Consider the following 20,124-nt stretch of genomic DNA (forward strand, 5'->3'; position numbering starts at 1 on the left):
GCAGCTATGTAGGCCGATTAAAGGAAGAACGAATTTTTCAAAGTATGTCTCGCAAAGGCACCTGTCTGGATAATAGCGTGATGGAAAATTTCTTTGGCCTGCTAAAACAGGAAATCTATTATGGGCATACCTATCACAGCTTCGAAGAACTTGAACGAGCTATACGGCATTACATCACATACTACAATAAGCACAGAATCAAAGCCAAGCTGGGGTGGCTCAGCCCAGTAGATTATCGTTTACGTCATGCCGCAGCATAAAAACCGGTAGCCGCAAATAATTGCTACTACCGGTAAGGTCTAACTTTATGGGGTCACTACAAAAAACAGCGCTTTTTTCCTACATAAATTAGCTTCACTCCTGCAAAACTAAGAAATCCACGTTCCTTTGTTATATAATAACTTCCCTACTACGAAAACACAAGCTAACCCAAAGAGGCTGGTTCACATGCTCAAAACATGCACCAGCCCCTTGACTATGATTAAATTTTATACATTAAAGCGGAAGTTTACGACATCGCCATCCTGCATGACGTAATCCTTACCCTCAACACGTACCTGTCCTTTTTCACGGGCTGCGGCGACGCTGCCGTTCGCTACGAGATCGTCGTAGTTGACAATCTCGGCACGGATAAAGCCACGCTCGAAATCCGTGTGGATTTTGCCAGCGGCTTTCGGTGCCGTCGTTCCTTTGACGATCGTCCAAGCACGGCATTCATCCGGGCCAGCCGTCAGGAACGTCTGCAGTCCCAAAAGGTCAAAGGCCGCCTTAATCAAACGGTCAAGACCACTCTCCGTCTCGCCGAGATCTTCGAGGAATGCTTTCGCCTCTTCTTCGTCGAGTTCAGCAATTTCCGACTCAACTTTCGCCGAGATAGCAACTACCTCTGCGCCCTCCTGAGCCGCGAATTCCTTAACCTTCTGCACATACGCATTTTCCTCGAAAGCCGTTGCCACTTCATCTTCAGCCACATTCGTGACATAAAGCGTCGGTTTCAGCGTGATGAGATTCATATCCTTAATGACCTCGAGGTCATCGTCGCTCAAATCAACCTGACGGGCCGGTTTCGCCTCATCCAGAGCTTCCTTGATACGACGCAGGATTTCATCCTCGACGCGGGCTTCCTTGGCACCGGATTTCGCCAATTTCGCCACCTTCATGATGCGCTTCTCCACGACCTCAAGGTCAGCGAGGCAAAGCTCCGTCTGGATGATGTCGATATCGCGCAACGGGTCGATTCCCCCCTCAACATGCGTGATATTCGGGTCTTCAAAGCAACGGACAACATGAGCGACTGCATCGACCTGACGGATGTGCTCCAAGAATTTATTGCCGAGGCCCTCACCTTTCGATGCGCCTTTTACGAGACCGGCAATATCCACAAAACGAACCGATGCCGGCGTCGTTTTCTTGGAATCATAGAGCTCGTGGAGCACCTTGAGGCGCTCATCCGGAACCGCTACAACGCCGACATTCGGCTCAATCGTGCAAAACGGAAAGTTGGCCGCCTCAGCGCCAGCCTTCGTAATCGCATTAAAAAGCGTACTCTTGCCGACATTTGGCAGGCCGACAATACCTACTTCTAAATTACTCAAAATACTTACTCCTTTAAATCAATCAAAGCGTGCCGAAGATACGGTCGCCAGCATCGCCCAGCCCCGGTACGATATAGCCCTTTTCGTTGAGCTTCTCGTCGATGGCCGCAACGTAGAGCGGTACATCCGGATGATCTTCGTTGATGACCTTGATGCCTTCCGGTGCAGCTACGAGGCACATGAGAATCAAAGACTTCGCACCTTTTTCCTTGAGCAGGGAAAGGGCTGCCGACGCACTGCCGCCCGTTGCGAGCATCGGGTCAACGACGATAAGCGTACGCTCCTCGACATCATTCGGCAGTTTACAATAATACTCTACCGGTTTGAGCGTCTTCGGATCGCGATACATGCCGACATGACCGACACGAGCTGCCGGAATCATGTTGACCACACCATTTAACATGCCCAGACCTGCACGCAGGATGGGAACTACGCCCACCTTCTTGCCCTCGAGAACCTTGGCCTTGCATTTTGCGACCGGCGTCTCAATCTCGATTTCCTTCAGCGGGAAATCGCGGGTAATCTCGTACGCCATGAGCATAGCAATCTCTTCCAAAAGCTCACGGAAATCCTTCGTTCCCGTGTCCTTCTGGCGCATCAGCGTCAGCTTGTGCTGAATCAGCGGGTGGTCGATTACGGTGACTTTCATATCTTCAGACATTTTCTTTCTTCTCCTTTTTACTCATAAAGCTTTACTCATAAAGCGGGTATTTTTCGCAGAGGGCAGCTACGCGCTTGCGTGCCTCCTCTTTCGTGGCTTCATCCTGCGGATTCGAAAGGACCATTGCTATGATGTTGCCTACTTCTATCATATCATCCTCTTTAAATCCACGGGTCGTAAGGGCCGGCGAGCCCAAACGGATACCACTCGTGACGAACGGGGAGAGCGGCTCGAAAGGTATCGTGTTGCGGTTGGCGGTGATATTGACCTCGTCGAGCACAAACTGGGCCTCTTTGCCCGTAATGCCCTTGCTCGTAAGGTCAACAAGCATCAGGTGGTTGTCCGTACCGCCCGAGACAATACGAAAACCATTCTTCATCAAACTATCGGCCAGTGCCTTGGCATTCTTCTTGAGCTGCTTTGCATACTCCTTGAACTCCGGACGCAGGGCCTCGCCCAGTGCGACAGCCTTGGCAGCGATGACATGCATCAGCGGGCCGCCCTGGATACCAGGGAACACCGCCTTATTGAACTGCTTGCCAAACTCGGCATCGCGGCAAAGGATCATCCCTCCGCGCGGGCCTCGCAAAGTCTTATGGGTTGTCGTCGTAACCACATCAGCATAGGGAACCGGATTTGGATGCTCCCCAGCAGCGACGAGTCCAGCAATATGCGCAATATCCACCATCAGATAGGCGCCGACCTTCTTTGCGATCTCGGAAAGACGCGGGAAATCAATGACGCGCGCATAGGCAGAAGCACCTGCCACAATCAGCTTTGGCTTGCATTCCTCTGCCTGTTTCTCCAAGGCATCATAATCAATCGTCTCGGTCTCCTTCGTAACACCATACGGAACAATGTTGAAATACTTGCCAGACATATTGACCGGACTGCCATGCGTCAAATGGCCGCCATCCGTCAGATTCATTCCCATGACCGTATCCCCTGGCTGCAGCAGAGCAAAGAACACCGCCATATTGGCCTGCGCCCCCGAATGCGGCTGCACATTGGCATAAGCCGCCCCAAAGAGCTTTTTCGCACGTTCAATGGCCAGCGTTTCCACCTCATCCACGAATTCGCAGCCGCCATAGTAACGTTTACCAGGATACCCTTCCGCATACTTATTCGTCAGCACACTGCCCTGGGCTTCCAGAACGGCCTTGCTCACGATATTTTCCGATGCGATAAGCTCCAGCTTCGTACGCTGGCGGTTCAGCTCACGATCGAGCTGTGCAGCGATTTCGGGGTCAGACTTCTTCAGTGTTTCCATAAGACTCATAGGGAGAACCTCCTACAAAACAGATGATGAATGCGGACACTTGCTTCATTAAATTTTACAGTATAGCGGCAAATACAGGATTACTTCTGCTCGATTGCCATGATTTTATTTACCCGGCGCTCATGACGGCCGCCCTCGAACTCGCCTTCCACCCAGGCGCGAACGATTTCGCCAGCCGGGCCGAAGCCAACAACACGGCCGCCCATAGCCAACACATTGGCATTGTTATGCTGACGGGACATCTTAGCCGAATAAACATCATTACAAAGCGCACAGCGGATTCCCTTCACCTTGTTGCAGGCAATAGAAATGCCGATACCCGTACCACAGAGCGCAATACCGCGGTCAGCCTTGCCCGAAACGACATCGGCACAGATCTTCTCTGCAATATCCGGATAGTCAACCGATTCCGTGCCAAACGTACCGACATCCGTAACTTCGATATCGCCGTATTCCTTGAGCACCATTTTGACCTCTTCTTTCAGCTGGACAGCACCATGATCGCTGCCAATGGTGATTTTCATGCTCCATTCCACCTTTCATACATACTAATCTTTATTGTATCATAAGCCAAACGAAAAAAATAGAAGTCCAAGAATTTTTCCGTGGCGAAATAAGCGCCTTTACCCATACAAAAAAGACGCCTATTATTACTTATCGAAAAAATATTTTCTAAGGCACAACGCACAATGTGTATACATCCCCTTATATAGAATTCATGTTCTCTTTGTGATATAATAAAGTCAGGAACATTAGTTTGTGCATAATGCCAATATCCTCTCAATATCATTCATGTTATAATATAAGAAAGGAGTGCCCGATATGTCTGGTTACAAAATCAAACCTTGGGAAGAACTTACCATTACGGATGACTACATGTTCAAATTGGTCATGCGGCACAAGCGATTTTGTAAACGTCTGATTGAACGAATCCTCAACATCAAAATCAGGGAAATCAACTACCTCGAAGAGGAAAAATCCTTCAAGTTCAAATACGACAGCAAAGGCATCCGGCTCGACGTTTATGTCGAAGGCGATGATACAATCTACGACATCGAAATGCAGGTCCGCGACTACGGCGACCAAGAGCTCGCCTCCCGCAGCCGCTACTACCAGTCCATGATTGATATGGATTCACTGGCCAGAGGCGCACTCTACAAAGAACTGCGTTCATCAATAATCATCTTCCTCTGTCCATTCCCACTTTTCCACAAAGATCGTCACATCTATACATTCCGTAATCTGTGCTGCGAAGATACGACCCTTGAGCTAAACGACGGCGCTACCAAAATCTTCCTCAGCAGTCAAGGCACCGCCAGCGATATAGCTCCAGAGGTAAAAGCCTTTCTTGACTACATGAATGGCCTCCCTGTAGCCGATGACTTCATCAAAGAAATCGACGATTGCATCACGGAAACCAAAACCAACCACGAAGAAAGGGTGAGTTACATGACATACGAAATGAAAATGCAAGAAGCTCACGACGACGGCCGTGCTGAGGGACGCGCCGAGGGACGCGCCGAGGGACGTGCGGAAGGCCGCGCGGAAGGCCGTGCGGAAGGCGAACGCAAAAATCAGGAACAAACCGCCCGTGATATGTTGCGCGACAACATGGACATTCAATTAATCATGAAATACACGCATCTTTCTGCCGACCGCATTGCCGAGCTTGCAAAAAAACTCTAAATAAAATACCGACAAAATCAACAAAGCCGTGGGGCGCTATATCCCCACGGCTTTTTCTTTTACATAACGTCACTAGCCAACAGGCTAGCAACGCGCTATTTTTATCCTATACTATCCAAAACATGCTTCATTCCATCTTCCGTAATTGCCTCAGAAAAATATTTTTTGAAGCAAACTTGGCATACCGACCTGCCATTATATCCATTCTTCTCCATAATTGATTCCCACCAATCCCAGGTATTCCTTTTTCCATTCACAAAATCTTCACTTCTTATGTCCACTTCATCGTAGCATACAAACTTTTCCCCATCCTTGTATTTATGCAGACAAGCCGCACAATGTGTGTTCGTTAAAGTATCCTGTGCCTCATATTCATTTCCATCGCACCAATGCACCGCCCTCGGAAAGACTGCTACCATTTCCAATGCTGCCTCTTGGGAAATCTTTCCATCATCATACATTTCAAGCACCTTAGCCATTATAGCATCGACTCCTCGACCAATATCATGACAACTCATAATAAAACTACCTCTTTTCGTTTAAGTTAATATTTCACCAGATTATTTTATACCGTATCAGTTAATTTATCAAGCATCATTCTTAGCTAAAACAACATTTTTTTTCCATTTCTATCCATATATACTTATTTACACAAGGAGTGATTACCATGTCCCGTTTTAAAGAACTTCGCAAAAAAATCGGCCTTACACAAGAAGAACTGATTGAGCAATTCAATTTAAACTATGGCAAAAAATATACTCCTGCAGCAATCTCTCAATTCGAAAACAACAAACGGATCCCCGAGACCCATTCTCTAGCAGATTTTGCAAACTTTTTTGGTGTGTCCATAGAATACCTGCTAGGGCGCGAAGGCCCCATCTCTTCAATTAAGTTGCGCCCTGAGGAGCAAGAACTTATAAAGGCCTATCGCCGTGCCCCAGATAATATCACCGTTGCGATTAACAAACTACTTGAACCATACAGCAAAGATGGCGAGTAAATAATCATTTATCGAAGCAAGAAGGAGGCTCTACTAACCACAGTAGAGCCTCCTTCTTGCTTCTTCACGCAATCACAACAGATACGATATGTATACATCTTCTTTTATAGAATTTACGTTCTCCATGTGATATAATAACATTAAGAACATAAGTTCGTGTGTAATACTAATACCCCACCTACATTCTTCATGTTATAATATAAGAAAGGAGTGCTCCATTATGTCCGGTTACAAAATCAAACCTTGGGAAGAGCTCACCATCACCGATGACTACATGTTCAAATTGGTCATGCGGCACAAGCGATTTTGTAAACGTCTAATCGAACGAATCCTCAACATCAAAATCAAGGAGATCAAATACCTCGAGGAAGAGAAATCCTTCAAATTCAAGTACGACAGCAAAGGCATACGGCTCGATGTTTATGTCGAAGGTGATGATACCATCTACGACATCGAAATGCAGGTTCGCGACTACGGCGACCAGAAACTAGCATCCCGCAGCCGCTACTACCAATCTATGATTGACATAGATTCACTGGCCAGAGGCGCACTCTATAAGGAACTGCGTTCATCCATAATCATCTTTCTCTGTCCATTCCCGCTTTTTGACAAAGACCGCCATATCTACACATTCCGCAATCTATGCTGTGAAGATACGAGCCTCGAACTAAACGACGGCGCTACCAAAATCTTCCTCAGCAGTCAGGGCACCGCCAATGACGTAGCCCCAGATGTAAAAGCCTTTCTAGACTACATGAACGGCCTGCCCATAGCCGATGACTTCATCAAAGAAATCGACTCCTATATTAATGAAACGAAAACCAACCACGAAGAAAGGGTGAGTTACATGACCTACGAAATGAAAATGCAGGAAGCTCACGACGATGGCCGAGCTGAGGGCCGAGCTGAAGGCCGAGCTGAAGGCGAACGCAAAAATCAGGAACAAACCGCCCTTGATATGCTACGCGACAATATGGATATTCAGTTGATTATGAAATACACCCATCTTTCTGCCGAACGTATCGCCGAGCTCGCTAAGACGCTTTAAAATCAACTTACCGCAATAACTACACACAAAACCAGGTTCGTGCCATCGGCTTTTACCGATTGCACGGACCTGGTTTTTATTTGCTTCATCAACAGCAATCTCACAATCCATTTCCCCCGCAGTGCTATGTATACATCCTATTTTATAGAATTTATGTTCTGTTTATGATATAATACTTTTAGAAACACCAGTTCTTGGTCGTTAGTCCAAAACCAGTCTATATCACCACTCTAACAAAAACAAGAAAGTTTTTGCCGTTGGCAAAACCGAAATAACGGCGTTATAATAAAGAAAGAGGGTGTCTATAATGACGGAACAGCACGAACAGCTCTTCTCTGACCTCAGTGAACGGAACTACAATCCAATGAACGACGTTCTGTTCAAGTTCATCTTTGGTAAAGAAGAACGCAAACAAATCACCATCAATTTCCTAAATGCTATTCTTGAGCAGGATTTACAGCATCCTATTCAGGATATCTCCTTTACCCAAACCGAGATGTCCCCTGAAAACGAAACGGACAAGCTAACCCGCCTCGATGTAACTTGCGTTCTTGACACGTCAGAACAAGTTGACGTCGAAGTCCAAGTCGTAAATCATAAAGACATGGAACGGCGAACACTCTACTATTGGGCACAGCTGTACCTAATGACACTGCCCGCAGGCAAACACTACCGCGACCTCAAGCCATCGATTACAATTAATATCTTAAAGTTTAAGCTGCTTCCACAAGACAATCCCTACTCTATGTGGAGCATCTACAACCCAGAAACCGGCGATCGGCTCAACAAGGATTTGACATTTCATTTTCTTGAAATTCCCAAATACGCCAAAAAACCTATCGCCGAAATGACCAAAATGGAACGCTGGCTGGCATACTTTGCCAACCAACTAGACGATAAAGAAAAGGAGGAGTTATCCATGAGTGATACTGCTATCAAAAGCGCCATGCAAGCCGCTCGTATTTTCCTAAACAATACCGAAGAACGCCGCCGCTACATCAATCGTGAAATGGCCATCATGGACTACAACTCCGACCAGGAAAAAGCACGCGCCGAGGGCGAACGCAAAAATCAGGAACAAACTGCTCTTGATATGTTGCGCGACAACATGGACATCCAATTAATCATGAAATACACACATCTTTCCGCTGAACGTATCGCCGAGCTCGCTAAAACGCTTTAAAATCAACTTACCGCAATAACTACACACAAAACCAGGTTCGTGCCATCGGCTTTTACCGATTGCACAGACCTGGTTTTTATTTGCTTCATCAACAGCAATCTCACAATCCATTTGGATATTCACACGCCATAAGGCTTTTAGCGATCCTTCGCCAAACCCATCAGAAACCTCTCACAGAATATGTACGCGCACAGGAAACATTCCCACACACTTTGCTTTTACCATCAAACATACTTTCGACCAAAATGCATCTCTAACCTATACTAAAAGCAAACGAAAGGAGATGTTCCTATGAACAACATGAACAAAACCGACGAAGACAACCTCATCGCCCAAGCCGCATCCGGAGACGAAAAAGCCACCGCCATCCTCTACCATCACTACGAAGGCCTCCTCATCAAAGAATCCCGTCAGCGCCACCTTGCTGCCATGAACCTCAGTGACGAAGCCCCCGGCATCGCTCGGCTTGCCTTCTACGAAGCCATCAAAAGCTATGACGCCACCCGCGGCATCCACTTCGCCGCCTATCTCCAGCGCCAAGTCCGCGGCACCCTCTACACCGAATTCAAACGCCAGCGCCGCTACCTATCCCGCACCATTCACCCAGACCAAACCGCCACCGAAGATATAAACTTCTGGGATGTCTACGAAGACACCGAAAGCAGCCAAAGCCACGAAGAGAAAATCTGCCACCGTGAACTCCTCCGCCAAGCCATCCACCTGCTAACCCCCGCCGAAAAACGACTCCTCTCCCTAATCTATCTCTACGAAATCCCTCAAAAGCAAATCGCCAGCCTCCTCCACATCACCCACCAAAGCATAACCAAAGCAAAACAGCGCCTCCTGAAACACCTCCGCCAAGCCATCTGCCAGCCAAAACTTGCAATCGAATAAAAAGCTCCTACCAATATATGTATACACGCCGCCCTATAGAATTATGTTTGCCATATGATATAACAGCACAATGAAATGAAAATATAAGAAGTTCACGACGATGGCCGGACTGGAGGCCGCAGTGAAGACCACACCGTGGGATTGCTCTTAGCCATTCGCAACCTAATGGCCGCACAAAACCTCAGTGTCCAAGAAGCCATGGATATCCTCAACCTTCCTGAGGAAACAAAGAAGACACTATTACCACAAATATAAACGGATCATACACCCCAAAGAGTCGTGGGCACTGCATCTCCACGGTAACCGCAAAACCATCCAGTATGTCCCAGAATGAAAACGAGGATAATCGCATCAGCGATTATCCTCAAAGTTTTATTTGCATTATCTGTCAGCTCTTTCTCCAGAGCAAACAATTCATTGATTCTCTTTATGGCCTGTCCACTGATGGACGCATCTGCCTCTTCCTGGCTGAGGCCTTGGGGCAGAGCATTTGTTGCTGAGCCATGACAACCTTCTTCCAATATTCCATGGACTTGTGATGTTTGATCTGTTGAATTTTTATCAAAAATAAGGCCTCCCTGTGTGAAATATGGCTAAAATGACTTTTCTGGCTTTTTCATGCAAGTCATTTTAGTCAAGTATCTCATAAGTGAGACTCATTTTAAATACACTGTATTATTTTGCGGTTACCCTCATATTACTTTTAAAGCACATTTTCTTCATCATTTATTTTGCTCAAAATATTCCAACGTTCGCTTCAAACCTTCCCGCAACGTTATTTCCGGCATCCATCCAAGTCCGTTAATTGCTTTTTGATTTGAAAGCATTGAGCGGTAAATATCGCCCTCACGTTGCGGTCCAAAATGCGTGACAATATCGCGGCCTGAAACTTCACGCATGACCTTCACCAAATCCAATAAAGTCGTCTCTGTTTGAGTACTAAGATTATATACGGTATTCACATTTTCCGTAGTCATCGCCTTACAAATACCGCGAGCAATATCTCCCGCATACACAAAATCACGCGTCTGCTTACCATCACCATAAATCGTGATATCCTGACCATTTACGATGCGTTTCGCAAAAATGCTAATAACGCCACCTTCACCGCTGTCGCCCTGACGCTCACCGTAAACATTGGCAAAACGACAAACGACATAATCCAGTCCATACAATTCGTGATACAAATCAAGATATTTCTCCACGCCGACTTTTGTAAGTCCATAAAAGGACTGTGGCCGCAACTCATGTGTCTCGAGCACTGGTAAATCCGTATCCACCACATCACCATACGCAGCCGCTGTCGATGCAAAAATCACCCGTGCACCACATTGCCGCGCTACCTCTAACACATTAAGCGTCCCCATAATATTTTCCGATGCATCAAAAATCGGATCCTTTATCGAGGCATCTACCATAGTCTGTGCTGCTAAATGTACAATGACATCAAATTTTTCCTTACAGATTTTCGCCTTTACTGATGCCTCTCGGATATCCATCTGCCAGCAAGTACAAGCATTTCCCCTTGCAGGCAAATGCCGCCATGCCCCAGAACTAACATTATCCATCACAAATACTCGATGATCCACTTGCAATAACTGACGCACTAAATGTGAGCCAATAAAACCTGCTCCACCAGTCAGAAATACTTTCATACGTGATCTTCCTCATCAAACAAAACATCTTATCCATTCAAAATATAGCGAAATGATTTCATACGCGCAACACAATAACAATTCTAGCAAAGATTCATAATTATGTCTTATATTAAAAAAGTCGTTACCTGTCATATAGCTTTAGCCACAAAACTACCAGCCATTTTTTTTGGCTCATACATTTCCGGCGCATAATGAATTACTTGGGTTCCACTATCTTCAAAAGTAAATGGAACGTACAACAAATCTCTCATAGCCTCCATAACAGCCGCTTTCTTCTCCGGCTGCACATAGAATACTAGGAATCCGCCTCCACCTGCACCGAGCAGTTTACCTCCTAACGCACCAGCCTTTTTCCCTCTTTCATATAAACCATCTATGCAATCTGTTGTAATCGCCCCACCAGTCTGCCTTTTAAGTCTCCACGTATTATCAAGAAGCCTTCCAAAATCATCTAGATTACAATGTTTATCCTCAAGCACCTTTTCCGCTTCATCCACAAGATCATACATCTGTTGTAACTGCTTAATTTTATCAGCATATCCATCAGCATTAGCCTTCTGCATTTCTGAGCTAAAACGAGTAAATCCCGTAAAAAACATTAAAAGATTTTCATTCAATTTTCGTTTTCTATCAGGATGAATGATGATAGGTTTTACATCATACGTCCCATTTCTATTGAACTCAATACGATTCATTCCGCCAAAACTAGCTGCAATTTGATCCTGCCATCCACCAGCTTCTTGACACAGTTCACGTTCAAGATATATTGCCTCATCTGCCAGCTTCTTTTTACATGTATACTTGCCTTTAAGGCAGTGAAAAGCATTGAGCATTCCCACGGCAAAAGAAGAGCTAGTACCAAGACCAGATCTCGCTGGTAGATCGGCTTCATAAGTTAATCGGATTTCGTGCATATCCAGCATTTTCATTGCATTACGAATTGCTGGATGGTTGATTTCTTTAACATCCGTTACACGTTCCATCTTCGAGTATGCTAATTCTGTTGAATAATCAAAGAACCGAGGAAGATGGCGGACATTAACATAGCAATACTTGTCAAAAGTTGTTGATAAAACAGCTCCCCCGTGCTCCCTAAAAAAACTTTCTATATCTGTTCCACCACCGAAAAAAGACATCCGAAAAGGAGTTTTTGTAATAATCATTATAGCTCACCTCTTATAATTTGTGCGATATATAAGCTTGTACACTTTTAGGGATCACATTAAAGCATCTAATCAATAGTTCCTTTTCATAAATTTTCACATAACTTTTCACACTATTTCTTATCACTGAAAACTCCGCAACCGTTTTTTCTATAGATCCATAACGTTTTTTGTATTCATAATTACCACCGAGTAAAAAAATTTGTTTTTTCCCCCTTTTTATTAATTCCTTCAAATACAAATCATAAGCAATTTGCCCTGGTGAATAATTTGCAAAAACATCATCATAGGTGAGATTCTCTAAATAAACACTATCACATTGTTCACACGACATAATAATTGCTGCTATTCTACCACCAAAAGACAGACAATAAATATCTGTAACATACCAATTCCTTAAATATGATTCAGCATCCATTCTATAATCAGAACCCATATTTTTCTGTTTTAACTCGAAAAACTTTTCCGTAATAGCAGATGCTTGTCTATCATTAGATTTAATATGTCGAAAAGAATATGTCCCAAAATCATCCATCACAATTCTTTTTTCGCGTCTTATATTATATCGTCCTTTTTTTGATAATCGACGTTCTAAATCCTCGATTTTATTTGGCAAATCAATATGGAAATCATTCTTAAAATACTTTGAAGGATATGTTTCATCTGCACACACTCGCATAACTTCAACTTTATCTATGCCCGCATAATTCTTTAGCACATAGTCAATCAAAAATTTAACATCCGAATATGACAACTTCATCCCCCATACGCATAAGGTTCCGATATTCTTTTTTATTTTTAATGTAATATATAATTGATTCGGAAAATATTTTAATAATTGTACCTTACAATCATTCATTAAATCACATCGATTGTAAATAAAATTAGGTTCTACCTCATCAAACCCGTCTTTACATACTATTACTTGTTTTTTGTCAAAATTCTCCCGCCTTTCATGCATTGTCACCCCATTGTAGATATTTTTACACAAGTGCATAATCAATTTAGTTCACCCCAAAACGATGTTCTCCAATTGCTTACCGAATGATATTTTTTAAATTCATCTATTTCATCACTTGACAAACCGAATAGTTTCCTTTGTTCAATACGTTTTTTTATTTTCCATAAAAATTCAAAAGCATCTTTTGCAACGTGTATATCCCTTACTCCATACACGTTCTCCATCGCAATCGGCGTTCCTATCATATCCAGTCCCATTCCAAGGGATGACAATGTTTTATTCTTTGTTCCAACGCCAACAACCAAAGGTAACAATATTAAATGTTGATTCGATAAATATTCCTCGAAGTTTTTAGCAAATTCAGTATAATTAACCGATATTCCTAAACGCGTTACCTTTGCCAAACTGTTTTTAAGTGCCGAATACTTAACCTGACCCAAAAAAGATATTTCTATTTTGTCCTTAAAATAATTTGATTCATTACCTATTAAATCAATTATCTTTTCAGCAAGGCCCTTTGTATAAAACTCAGTCATTCCTCCAGGAAAACACAACTTTAACTTTTGATTATATTCCCATTTAATCGGAGTATAGCTATCAATCAACGATGTTACTGGATGATGTACGAACCTTGCATCCGAAGAATATGCGCATCTATAATAAGCAGCATCCGTTTCACCAACGCAAAAAACTTTCTGAGAAACAGAAGCTGCCTTTTTATCTATAGAAAGCGCTTGAAAGTACTCATATAAGCAAAAAAGTTTATTCTTAACATTTTTATGGTTTAAGTAACCTCTTAAATAAAGCATAGGGCCACTATCCATCCCTATAGTGTAAATTGTACCCTTCGCATTTTCCAAGTTAAACAGCGAACAAAAATAAGGGTAAAAAACAATTTTTGAATAGCCTTCTGCATCAATAAAATACGACGAATAATCCTTATATAATCCTTTAGGTAACTTTGATTTAAGACTCCATTTTGCATCTTTCCGAGCAATTGAACTCCAAGGCCTAAATTTCACATTTTGAGGTAAATCCGATTCAATATCATCTTTCTTATAGACAATTAAATCAACGTCATAATTGGAATCCACTGCACTTAAAATATCATTGATAAGTATAACGGTTCCACCAACTCTACCACCATATTTATTAGGCTCATATAATGAAATGAATAATATCTTATCCGAAAAAGCCATTCTTTATCTCCGTTTTGTCTTAATTGATTTAAACAATTCTTCCCACTGATTACATATCTCTACAACTGAATATTTGCCACTATCTTCTATAGCCTTCAAAGCCATCTTCTGTCTTGCTGAATCATCTGCAATTGCGTTAAGCAACACATCAGCATATCGCTGTACATTATTATTTTCCACCAAAATACCATTAATTCCATCATCGATAATATCATGTACTGTAGAATAACTATCCACTACTATTGGAACGCAACCACAGTGCTGGGCTTCAATAATCACCATCCCAAAACCTTCTTGATTTGATGCCATCAAAAGAAAAGAGCCATCAATTAAATATTGCTTTGGGTCTTGATATCCCAAGAATTTAACATTTTTAACTTTTAAATTCGCTGCCTTTATTTTCTCCTGTTCAAGATAATCGCCATCACCAATTATCTTAAAGGTCCAATCTGGTATTTTATCTTCAATTAACTTCCATGCCTCTAACAAGTATCCTAATCGCTTCAACTGAACAACTCGTCCGACGAAGACAACTTCTTTATTTTTTTTCGAAACATCAATTATTTTTTCATCAACGCAATATGGCAAAGGATTAGTAATTACACCTAGTTTGTTTTCCTTTGCTGTTTTTATCAAACACTTTGCCTCTTCTTTAGACGACTCACTCAAAAAAATCCATTTATCCGAATAAATATAGTCTCTTCTCAATTCTGGATATACTCTCAACCAACCAGCCTTGCTCCCAAACAAAAAATAGAAAATTTTTTGTTTAATGGTAGTAATATGAGGCACATATTTAATAATACTATGATGACATTTTATCACCTTTACCTCCATACCTTTCGTAGCCTTCCATACCAATTCACTTGGTAGCCACTGATTAATAATAATATCTGGAGAGAACGATAAAATTGCTTCTTTCAATCCTATCGTTAATCTTTTGTATTCACTCTTAGGAATCGTTCCATCTTTAACATTATTTATATTATTAATTTTTATATTTTTTATAGTATCTTTCAAGTATATTTCATTATCATTAGTCCTGTCCCACAAATATACTACACCAACTTCATATCCTCTTATGCATAGTTCATTTGCAAGCGTCCTTGTTACTGTTTCGCCTCCACCAAACACCGGCCAATATCGTAATAAATATAATATTTTCACTACTAATGCCTTCTCCCCTAAACACTATACCATTATAATCGCTACCTCGTTATTTTACACAACTATCAACAAATTTATCAAAGCCACTCCCACTATATTCATACTCAGCTTCATAACTTAAATCTAAAATTTCAAGTTTTTTATCATTTACGAACCTCGGTTTTGTTTTGAATATTTCACATAAACTTTCTATTCTTTTATTCGTCGCCTTCGAATACCCCTCTAGTGGTATTGTTACATATTTTTTATTAAAAATCAAAGAAAACACTGTTCCATGAAATGAATTGGTTACAACATATTCTGCATTATCTATTAAATACAACCATTCAGGAATTGTTGGATAATATTTTTTATATTTATCATCTGTTTTATCTTCAGCTACATATATCACCTTTAAATTTCTTTTTTTAGCAAACTCATATATATAGTCTATATCAAATACTTTTTTTTGAGTCAAAACCATATATAGCAAAACATATTTTTCAGAAACATTCCTTATCGGATTCTCATTATATATTTTTCTATATTCATCTGCTGACAACAAGAGTGTTGGATCAACTACCCACTCTGCATTTTTACATCCACATATCTCGCATGCTTCAATGCCACTTTTTTCTCTGACTGATACGTAATCAAATTTTTTTAGCAAAGGCTTTATTTCGGCTATATGACATTCTAAAAGATATTTTTTATCCCAACTCGCAGCATATGAAACTCTTTTTATTTCTTTATTTCCAAAATCCAAAAAATATGCATGTATAGGATCTTTACTACATTCAATAGGAGTTTTATAAAAATTCCATACTTGATCAGACCCCACTATATACATATCAGCTTCAGGAGGTTTTGTTTTCAAGCTTTCATATCCCACATATTCATCTTCAGACATATCAATATACTTACAACGAAACTGTTCAAAATTTCGTGGTAAATCAACAATTTTCCTTTTCTTAAACGCAGCATAGTAAGCACGAATTAAATTAATTGCCTTACCCACAGAAAATCTTTTTAAACTTCGTTTAGTTTTCTTATTGCTATATCGAATTAAATATGGTTCATGTCCTTTCTTTCTTAAATATTCTTGTAAAGCATAGCATTGCAAAGTCGCACCATAATTAAACTCAGTCTTCCATAATGTCAAAATACCAATTTTCATTAACATCTCACCTTTTTCATTATCTTCCTATATAAATCGCCAAAATAAATACGATTTCTCCAATAAAAATCATATAAAAAATTACATTTCTTCCAAGTTGATATTCTGACATATTTTTTCTCTAATAAACTAAAGTCCCCTTTTGAAAAGTCTTCGTAAAATTCTGCTCTATCAATAGGTTCTTTTGCTGAATTATCAATCGTAGTATTATATTCCTTAACCGTATTTATCGGCAAAATACAATAATTCAATTTATTTAGTCTCCCAAAAATTCTAGAAGCTTTTTCAGTATTTACCAAAACAAAAGATAAACCTTTATCATCATATCTTTTACCGTACAATTCAAAAAATCTTTCTCTAACGCCCCAAAAATCCCCCAAAGTAAAATCAGCTTTATGTTCTATACCTTTATATCTACACTTATAACAGCATTTTCTCATAGCATAATGATTCAAAAAGAAATATGCCCATGAATCATTTGGAAAAATTCTTCGATAAATCGCACCAGTGTCAAAAGATATTTTTAACGAAAATCTATCCCATCCATATTTTTTGTCTCTAAAGTTTACTGATTGAACACTTGAATTATACTTTTTCTCCACATATTTTACATACAACTTCCATAATCCACTAGATGTGTTGCCAGAACAAATCAAATCCGCTGTTACTAGATTAGAATATTTTTTTCCTAGAAAAGAATATAACCCTTCAATTTGACAGGTGGTACCTGTGAAGAAAACAATTTTCCCTTCTTCTAGAAAAGATTTACATCTTTTATAATTATCCCCAACATAGCTTTGAACATATTTACTTGTCTGGAATCTTTTAATATCATCTATTTTATCTGTATAGCCGTGTCGAACATTAAAATTACTATCAAATTCAGCGCCAAATACAACACCGCCTTTCTCGATTACGTATTCTGCTATCGAATAAAATACCCCCCCACTAGATGACTTTAATCGAATAGTATCATTTTCTAAATACGCTGAATAAAGTTTAATAAAATCATTTTTGTTGTTACTCTTATTATCATCAATAGTATTGGGGCATTTAATAGTGCAAATCCCACAATCTACACACAGACCTAAATCTATCGAAGGGTAAAGAAACCCCTCTCTATTGGTAGATAGTTTTATTGCGTCACACGGGCAACTGTTTTCACAGCATCCACACCCGGTACAAAGATCCATATCGCTTATTACTGTTTTCATCATTACCCTCTATTAAACCTAAGAAAACCTCTTAAAAAATCTTTTTCCCTTCTATTAAAACACACAACATAGAAAACAATCACCAATATAACCTCTAGCACAAGATATGTAGGAATTATCATCCATCCTTTTATTATCCATAAATACTTAATGATAATTATTAATACTATTGGTATAATGCTTGCAGAAACTAATCTAATAATTACTCTAAAAATAAACTCCTTTGTTTGAAGTCCAGTAAGCTCCGATACGATAGTAACCCCTACTAGTGTACTTATTATAGCTAGAAAAATTGCTATAACATACGCTAATATAGGATTGTCAACATAATGTACCAAAATAGTTGTAAGAGGCAAATTACATAATTGAACCCCGCCTACAGCCAACTGATACTTTTTTATTTTGCCTGTTGCATCTATCAATGAAGATAACGAATCGGAAATAGAATAAATCAATGTTTCGACCAACGACAATTGGGAAAAAACAATTGCATACTGTGGTACATAGCCTAACCATAACCACAAAATTGTATCCATCTCTGCTATAAAAGGAAACATAATTGCAAACATCAGAAAATAGGTCACTTTAGAACTAGCATATACAATATTTTTTACTCCATCGATACCATCAGCAGCATATCTTTTAACTATTTGTGGTTTTATTGCATTGCTAAAGTTAGTGTAAAAACTAGTCACCGCTGAATTAACTGATGCAGCAACCCCTCTTCCTGGAATAATCCCCGTGCCAAAAATCTGATTATAAATGACATTTATCCCCTGATTTTTCAAAGGATAAATCGATGCCCCAAACATATTCCATCCGACAAATGATAATATTTCCCTAAAATTATTTCCATTGTAATTTCTAACAAATTTAATTCTCTTGTATTTCTTCTTTCGTGTATAATAGTAAGCTGCAACAACAAATAATTCTACAATAACAAATGATGCGCTATACATAATCAATCGATCGCCAGGACAAAACGAAACAATAGTTATAGATAAAAATTTAAATCCAGCTTCAATAACTGAAATGATTGCAAAAATATGCATATCTTCGTTCGCAAGAACAATCGCAATATACGGTGTAATTGCGATTGTCATAACAAGAACGATAATTGAACTTTGATACACCAATATTGCCGCATTATATCGACCATCTGGAATGCTAAGTTCATTTAATACATACCATAATCCAACTGACTCAGTTAATAAAAAAATAATAACACAAGCGATTAAGTGAATTATTATTACTGCCGAAAAATTACAACTTAAACTCGCATATTCTTTTTTACCTAGGTCATAACTAAAAAATCTTTGACAGGCCCCAGAAAGTGCTCCACTAAATATGCTAAACATTGTTACAATACCTGCAACCACTGTATATACGCCATAATCAGTTTCACCAAGCACATAAAGCACCTGTCTCACTATATATAAATTTAAGAACAGCACTACAACCTGCCGTGTATATAGCAAAATCGTATTTTTAGCTATTTTTTTTGAGGAGTCAGTATTTTCCACTTTTCCCCCTTATTATCCTTATCAATTTCTTAAACTTAATTGCAATTCCGAACACCAGTCTAATTAATCGGTATTTAAATATAGATATCACGACATATGCTTCTGCATATGCAACTCTAGATGCCATTAACCCCCTATATCTTGCCAATCCTTCCAATCTTTTGTCATAATCTACGTAATCAAGCTGACTTTTATAGATTTTAAACAAATCCAATATTTTATCCATTTCTGAACTTATATCAAGATAATCCGTAACTCTTGGCAATAAGGCCCACACTTCATACAGTGCAATTTTAAGAGACTTTTTATGTTTCTTTTTTAACAGAGCATTAGTAAACGTATAAGTCACCCACCTATGCTCTTCATGATTTTCTAAAAAACCTGGAATGAAAATATAGTCATATTTACTTAAATCTATTTTATCAATTATTTTTTCCATAGACTCATTCAACTGAGCAATAAATGGAAAATCATCTCCATATGTGGAATTAATATAGGTATTGTTCACTTTCAGCAGTTTCATAACTTCATACCATTCATTAATTCTCATTCTATTACGTTCTTCTGCAGACACTCTACCATCTATAGATGGTATTCCTGACGAACTTACGCAAATCGTGTCTACATTCTCTCCGTACTTTACTAACAAACCACCCGTTCCTAACAAATCATCATCAGGATGTGGTATTATGACCAACAAACATTTATTATAAAAATCATTATTAAAGATCATTTTC

20 protein-coding genes are annotated in these 20,124 nt (G+C 40.2%); 6 read left to right on the forward strand and 14 right to left on the reverse strand.

All coding sequences use genetic code 11. From position 1 onward, the window contains the following. The coding region (locus T504_RS0108505; RefSeq protein WP_033170654.1) for an IS3 family transposase at positions 1 to 260 on the forward strand (260 nt) is incomplete at its 5' end. Positions 261 to 488: 228 nt separating this feature from the next. Here the strand turns inward: T504_RS0108505 and ychF are convergent. The 4 genes from ychF to rpiB all read right to left on the reverse strand — a co-directional run bounded on the left by ychF (position 489) and on the right by rpiB (position 4,059). Continuing rightward, on the reverse strand, positions 489 to 1,595 hold the full coding sequence (gene ychF / locus T504_RS0108510; RefSeq protein WP_033170655.1) for a redox-regulated ATPase YchF: 1,107 nt from the start codon (positions 1,593 to 1,595) through the stop codon (positions 489 to 491). A gap of 22 nt (positions 1,596 to 1,617) precedes the next feature. Beyond that, positions 1,618 to 2,256, reverse strand: coding sequence for a uracil phosphoribosyltransferase (upp, locus tag T504_RS0108515; RefSeq protein ID WP_033170656.1), 639 nt, complete (start codon positions 2,254 to 2,256; stop codon positions 1,618 to 1,620). Positions 2,257 to 2,287: 31 nt separating this feature from the next. After that, positions 2,288 to 3,535, reverse strand: coding sequence for a serine hydroxymethyltransferase (gene glyA, locus T504_RS0108520; protein WP_033170657.1), 1,248 nt, complete (start codon positions 3,533 to 3,535; stop codon positions 2,288 to 2,290). A gap of 80 nt (positions 3,536 to 3,615) precedes the next feature. Continuing rightward, on the reverse strand, positions 3,616 to 4,059 hold the full coding sequence (gene rpiB, locus T504_RS0108525) for a ribose 5-phosphate isomerase B (RefSeq protein WP_033170658.1): 444 nt from the start codon (positions 4,057 to 4,059) through the stop codon (positions 3,616 to 3,618). Positions 4,060 to 4,357: 298 nt separating this feature from the next. Between rpiB and T504_RS0108530 the strand changes: the two genes are divergently transcribed. Beyond that, on the forward strand, positions 4,358 to 5,221 hold the full coding sequence (locus T504_RS0108530; protein WP_033170659.1) for an Rpn family recombination-promoting nuclease/putative transposase: 864 nt from the start codon (positions 4,358 to 4,360) through the stop codon (positions 5,219 to 5,221). Between the two features lie 101 nt (positions 5,222 to 5,322). On the opposite strand, the gene T504_RS13900 is transcribed toward T504_RS0108530, so the two are convergent. Beyond that, positions 5,323 to 5,739, reverse strand: coding sequence for a hypothetical protein (locus tag T504_RS13900; protein ID WP_156033506.1), 417 nt, complete (start codon positions 5,737 to 5,739; stop codon positions 5,323 to 5,325). A 149-nt stretch (positions 5,740 to 5,888) separates the two neighbouring features. On the opposite strand from T504_RS13900, the gene T504_RS13905 reads away from it, so the two are divergent. The 4 genes from T504_RS13905 (at position 5,889) to T504_RS14230 (ending at position 9,346) form a co-directional block, all read left to right on the forward strand. After that, on the forward strand, positions 5,889 to 6,221 hold the full coding sequence (locus tag T504_RS13905) for a helix-turn-helix domain-containing protein (protein ID WP_051635289.1): 333 nt from the start codon (positions 5,889 to 5,891) through the stop codon (positions 6,219 to 6,221). A 220-nt stretch (positions 6,222 to 6,441) separates the two neighbouring features. Further along, entirely contained in the window at positions 6,442 to 7,269 is an 828-nt protein-coding gene (locus T504_RS0108545) for an Rpn family recombination-promoting nuclease/putative transposase (protein ID WP_033170660.1), read from the forward strand. A 307-nt stretch (positions 7,270 to 7,576) separates the two neighbouring features. Beyond that, a complete protein-coding gene (locus tag T504_RS0108550) occupies positions 7,577 to 8,452 on the forward strand; it encodes an Rpn family recombination-promoting nuclease/putative transposase (protein WP_051635290.1) in 876 nt (291 codons plus the stop codon). A gap of 291 nt (positions 8,453 to 8,743) precedes the next feature. After that, the gene (locus T504_RS14230; RefSeq protein ID WP_072022723.1) at positions 8,744 to 9,346 is read left to right on the forward strand and encodes an RNA polymerase sigma factor; all 603 of its coding nucleotides are present in this window, start codon (positions 8,744 to 8,746) and stop codon (positions 9,344 to 9,346) included. Positions 9,347 to 10,068: 722 nt separating this feature from the next. On the opposite strand, the gene T504_RS0108560 is transcribed toward T504_RS14230, so the two are convergent. From T504_RS0108560 to T504_RS0108600, 9 genes are all read right to left on the reverse strand, one after another. Beyond that, complete coding sequence (locus tag T504_RS0108560; protein WP_033170662.1) at positions 10,069 to 11,001, reverse strand: NAD-dependent epimerase/dehydratase family protein; 933 nt, start codon at positions 10,999 to 11,001, stop codon at positions 10,069 to 10,071. A gap of 131 nt (positions 11,002 to 11,132) precedes the next feature. Next, positions 11,133 to 12,167 carry a GHMP family kinase ATP-binding protein gene (locus tag T504_RS0108565; protein ID WP_033170663.1) on the reverse strand — a complete coding sequence of 345 codons (1,035 nt, stop codon included), beginning with the start codon at positions 12,165 to 12,167 and terminating at the stop codon, positions 11,133 to 11,135. A 13-nt stretch (positions 12,168 to 12,180) separates the two neighbouring features. After that, positions 12,181 to 13,128, reverse strand: coding sequence for a GNAT family N-acetyltransferase (locus tag T504_RS0108570; RefSeq protein ID WP_197018700.1), 948 nt, complete (start codon positions 13,126 to 13,128; stop codon positions 12,181 to 12,183). Between the two features lie 38 nt (positions 13,129 to 13,166). Next, a complete protein-coding gene (locus tag T504_RS0108575) occupies positions 13,167 to 14,327 on the reverse strand; it encodes a hypothetical protein (RefSeq protein ID WP_033170665.1) in 1,161 nt (386 codons plus the stop codon). Between the two features lie 3 nt (positions 14,328 to 14,330). Then, positions 14,331 to 15,494, reverse strand: a complete 1,164-nt coding sequence (locus T504_RS0108580) for a glycosyltransferase (protein ID WP_033170666.1) — start codon at positions 15,492 to 15,494, stop codon at positions 14,331 to 14,333. Between the two features lie 49 nt (positions 15,495 to 15,543). Further along, positions 15,544 to 16,650, reverse strand: a complete 1,107-nt coding sequence (locus tag T504_RS0108585; protein ID WP_033170667.1) for a polysaccharide pyruvyl transferase family protein — start codon at positions 16,648 to 16,650, stop codon at positions 15,544 to 15,546. Beyond that, positions 16,650 to 17,867 carry a Coenzyme F420 hydrogenase/dehydrogenase, beta subunit C-terminal domain gene (locus T504_RS0108590; RefSeq protein WP_051635291.1) on the reverse strand — a complete coding sequence of 406 codons (1,218 nt, stop codon included), beginning with the start codon at positions 17,865 to 17,867 and terminating at the stop codon, positions 16,650 to 16,652. Before T504_RS0108590 ends, T504_RS0108585 begins: the two co-directional genes overlap by 1 nt. Further along, positions 17,867 to 19,387 carry an MATE family efflux transporter gene (locus T504_RS0108595; RefSeq protein WP_033170668.1) on the reverse strand — a complete coding sequence of 507 codons (1,521 nt, stop codon included), beginning with the start codon at positions 19,385 to 19,387 and terminating at the stop codon, positions 17,867 to 17,869. Before T504_RS0108595 ends, T504_RS0108590 begins: the two co-directional genes overlap by 1 nt. After that, a complete protein-coding gene (locus T504_RS0108600; RefSeq protein WP_033170669.1) occupies positions 19,374 to 20,120 on the reverse strand; it encodes a PIG-L deacetylase family protein in 747 nt (248 codons plus the stop codon). The genes T504_RS0108595 and T504_RS0108600 overlap by 14 nt, the downstream gene beginning before the upstream one ends. Positions 20,121 to 20,124 lie beyond the last annotated feature (4 nt).

The organism is Selenomonas sp. ND2010 (genome assembly GCF_000702005.1).
Lineage (GTDB): Bacteria > Bacillota > Negativicutes > Selenomonadales > Selenomonadaceae > Selenomonas_A.

Excerpts from the sequence above, each read along its gene's own strand:
- T504_RS14230 (WP_072022723.1), top strand. The coding sequence starts at position 8,744 with ATGAACAACATGAACAAAACCGACGAAGACAACCTCATCGCCCAAGCC.
- T504_RS13905 (WP_051635289.1), top strand. The coding sequence starts at position 5,889 with ATGTCCCGTTTTAAAGAACTTCGCAAAAAAATCGGCCTTACACAAGAA.
- T504_RS0108545 (WP_033170660.1), top strand. The coding sequence starts at position 6,442 with ATGTCCGGTTACAAAATCAAACCTTGGGAAGAGCTCACCATCACCGAT.
- T504_RS0108565 (WP_033170663.1), bottom strand. The coding sequence starts at position 12,167 with ATGATTATTACAAAAACTCCTTTTCGGATGTCTTTTTTCGGTGGTGGA.
- T504_RS0108530 (WP_033170659.1), top strand. The coding sequence starts at position 4,358 with ATGTCTGGTTACAAAATCAAACCTTGGGAAGAACTTACCATTACGGAT.
- upp (WP_033170656.1), bottom strand. The coding sequence starts at position 2,256 with ATGTCTGAAGATATGAAAGTCACCGTAATCGACCACCCGCTGATTCAG.
- T504_RS0108560 (WP_033170662.1), bottom strand. The coding sequence starts at position 11,001 with ATGAAAGTATTTCTGACTGGTGGAGCAGGTTTTATTGGCTCACATTTA.
- T504_RS0108585 (WP_033170667.1), bottom strand. The coding sequence starts at position 16,650 with ATGAAAATTGGTATTTTGACATTATGGAAGACTGAGTTTAATTATGGT.
- T504_RS0108590 (WP_051635291.1), bottom strand. The coding sequence starts at position 17,867 with ATGATGAAAACAGTAATAAGCGATATGGATCTTTGTACCGGGTGTGGA.
- T504_RS13900 (WP_156033506.1), bottom strand. The coding sequence starts at position 5,739 with ATGAGTTGTCATGATATTGGTCGAGGAGTCGATGCTATAATGGCTAAG.
- T504_RS0108600 (WP_033170669.1), bottom strand. The coding sequence starts at position 20,120 with ATGATCTTTAATAATGATTTTTATAATAAATGTTTGTTGGTCATAATA.
- glyA (WP_033170657.1), bottom strand. The coding sequence starts at position 3,535 with ATGAGTCTTATGGAAACACTGAAGAAGTCTGACCCCGAAATCGCTGCA.
- T504_RS0108575 (WP_033170665.1), bottom strand. The coding sequence starts at position 14,327 with ATGGCTTTTTCGGATAAGATATTATTCATTTCATTATATGAGCCTAAT.
- T504_RS0108570 (WP_197018700.1), bottom strand. The coding sequence starts at position 13,128 with ATGCATGAAAGGCGGGAGAATTTTGACAAAAAACAAGTAATAGTATGT.
- T504_RS0108550 (WP_051635290.1), top strand. The coding sequence starts at position 7,577 with ATGACGGAACAGCACGAACAGCTCTTCTCTGACCTCAGTGAACGGAAC.
- rpiB (WP_033170658.1), bottom strand. The coding sequence starts at position 4,059 with ATGAAAATCACCATTGGCAGCGATCATGGTGCTGTCCAGCTGAAAGAA.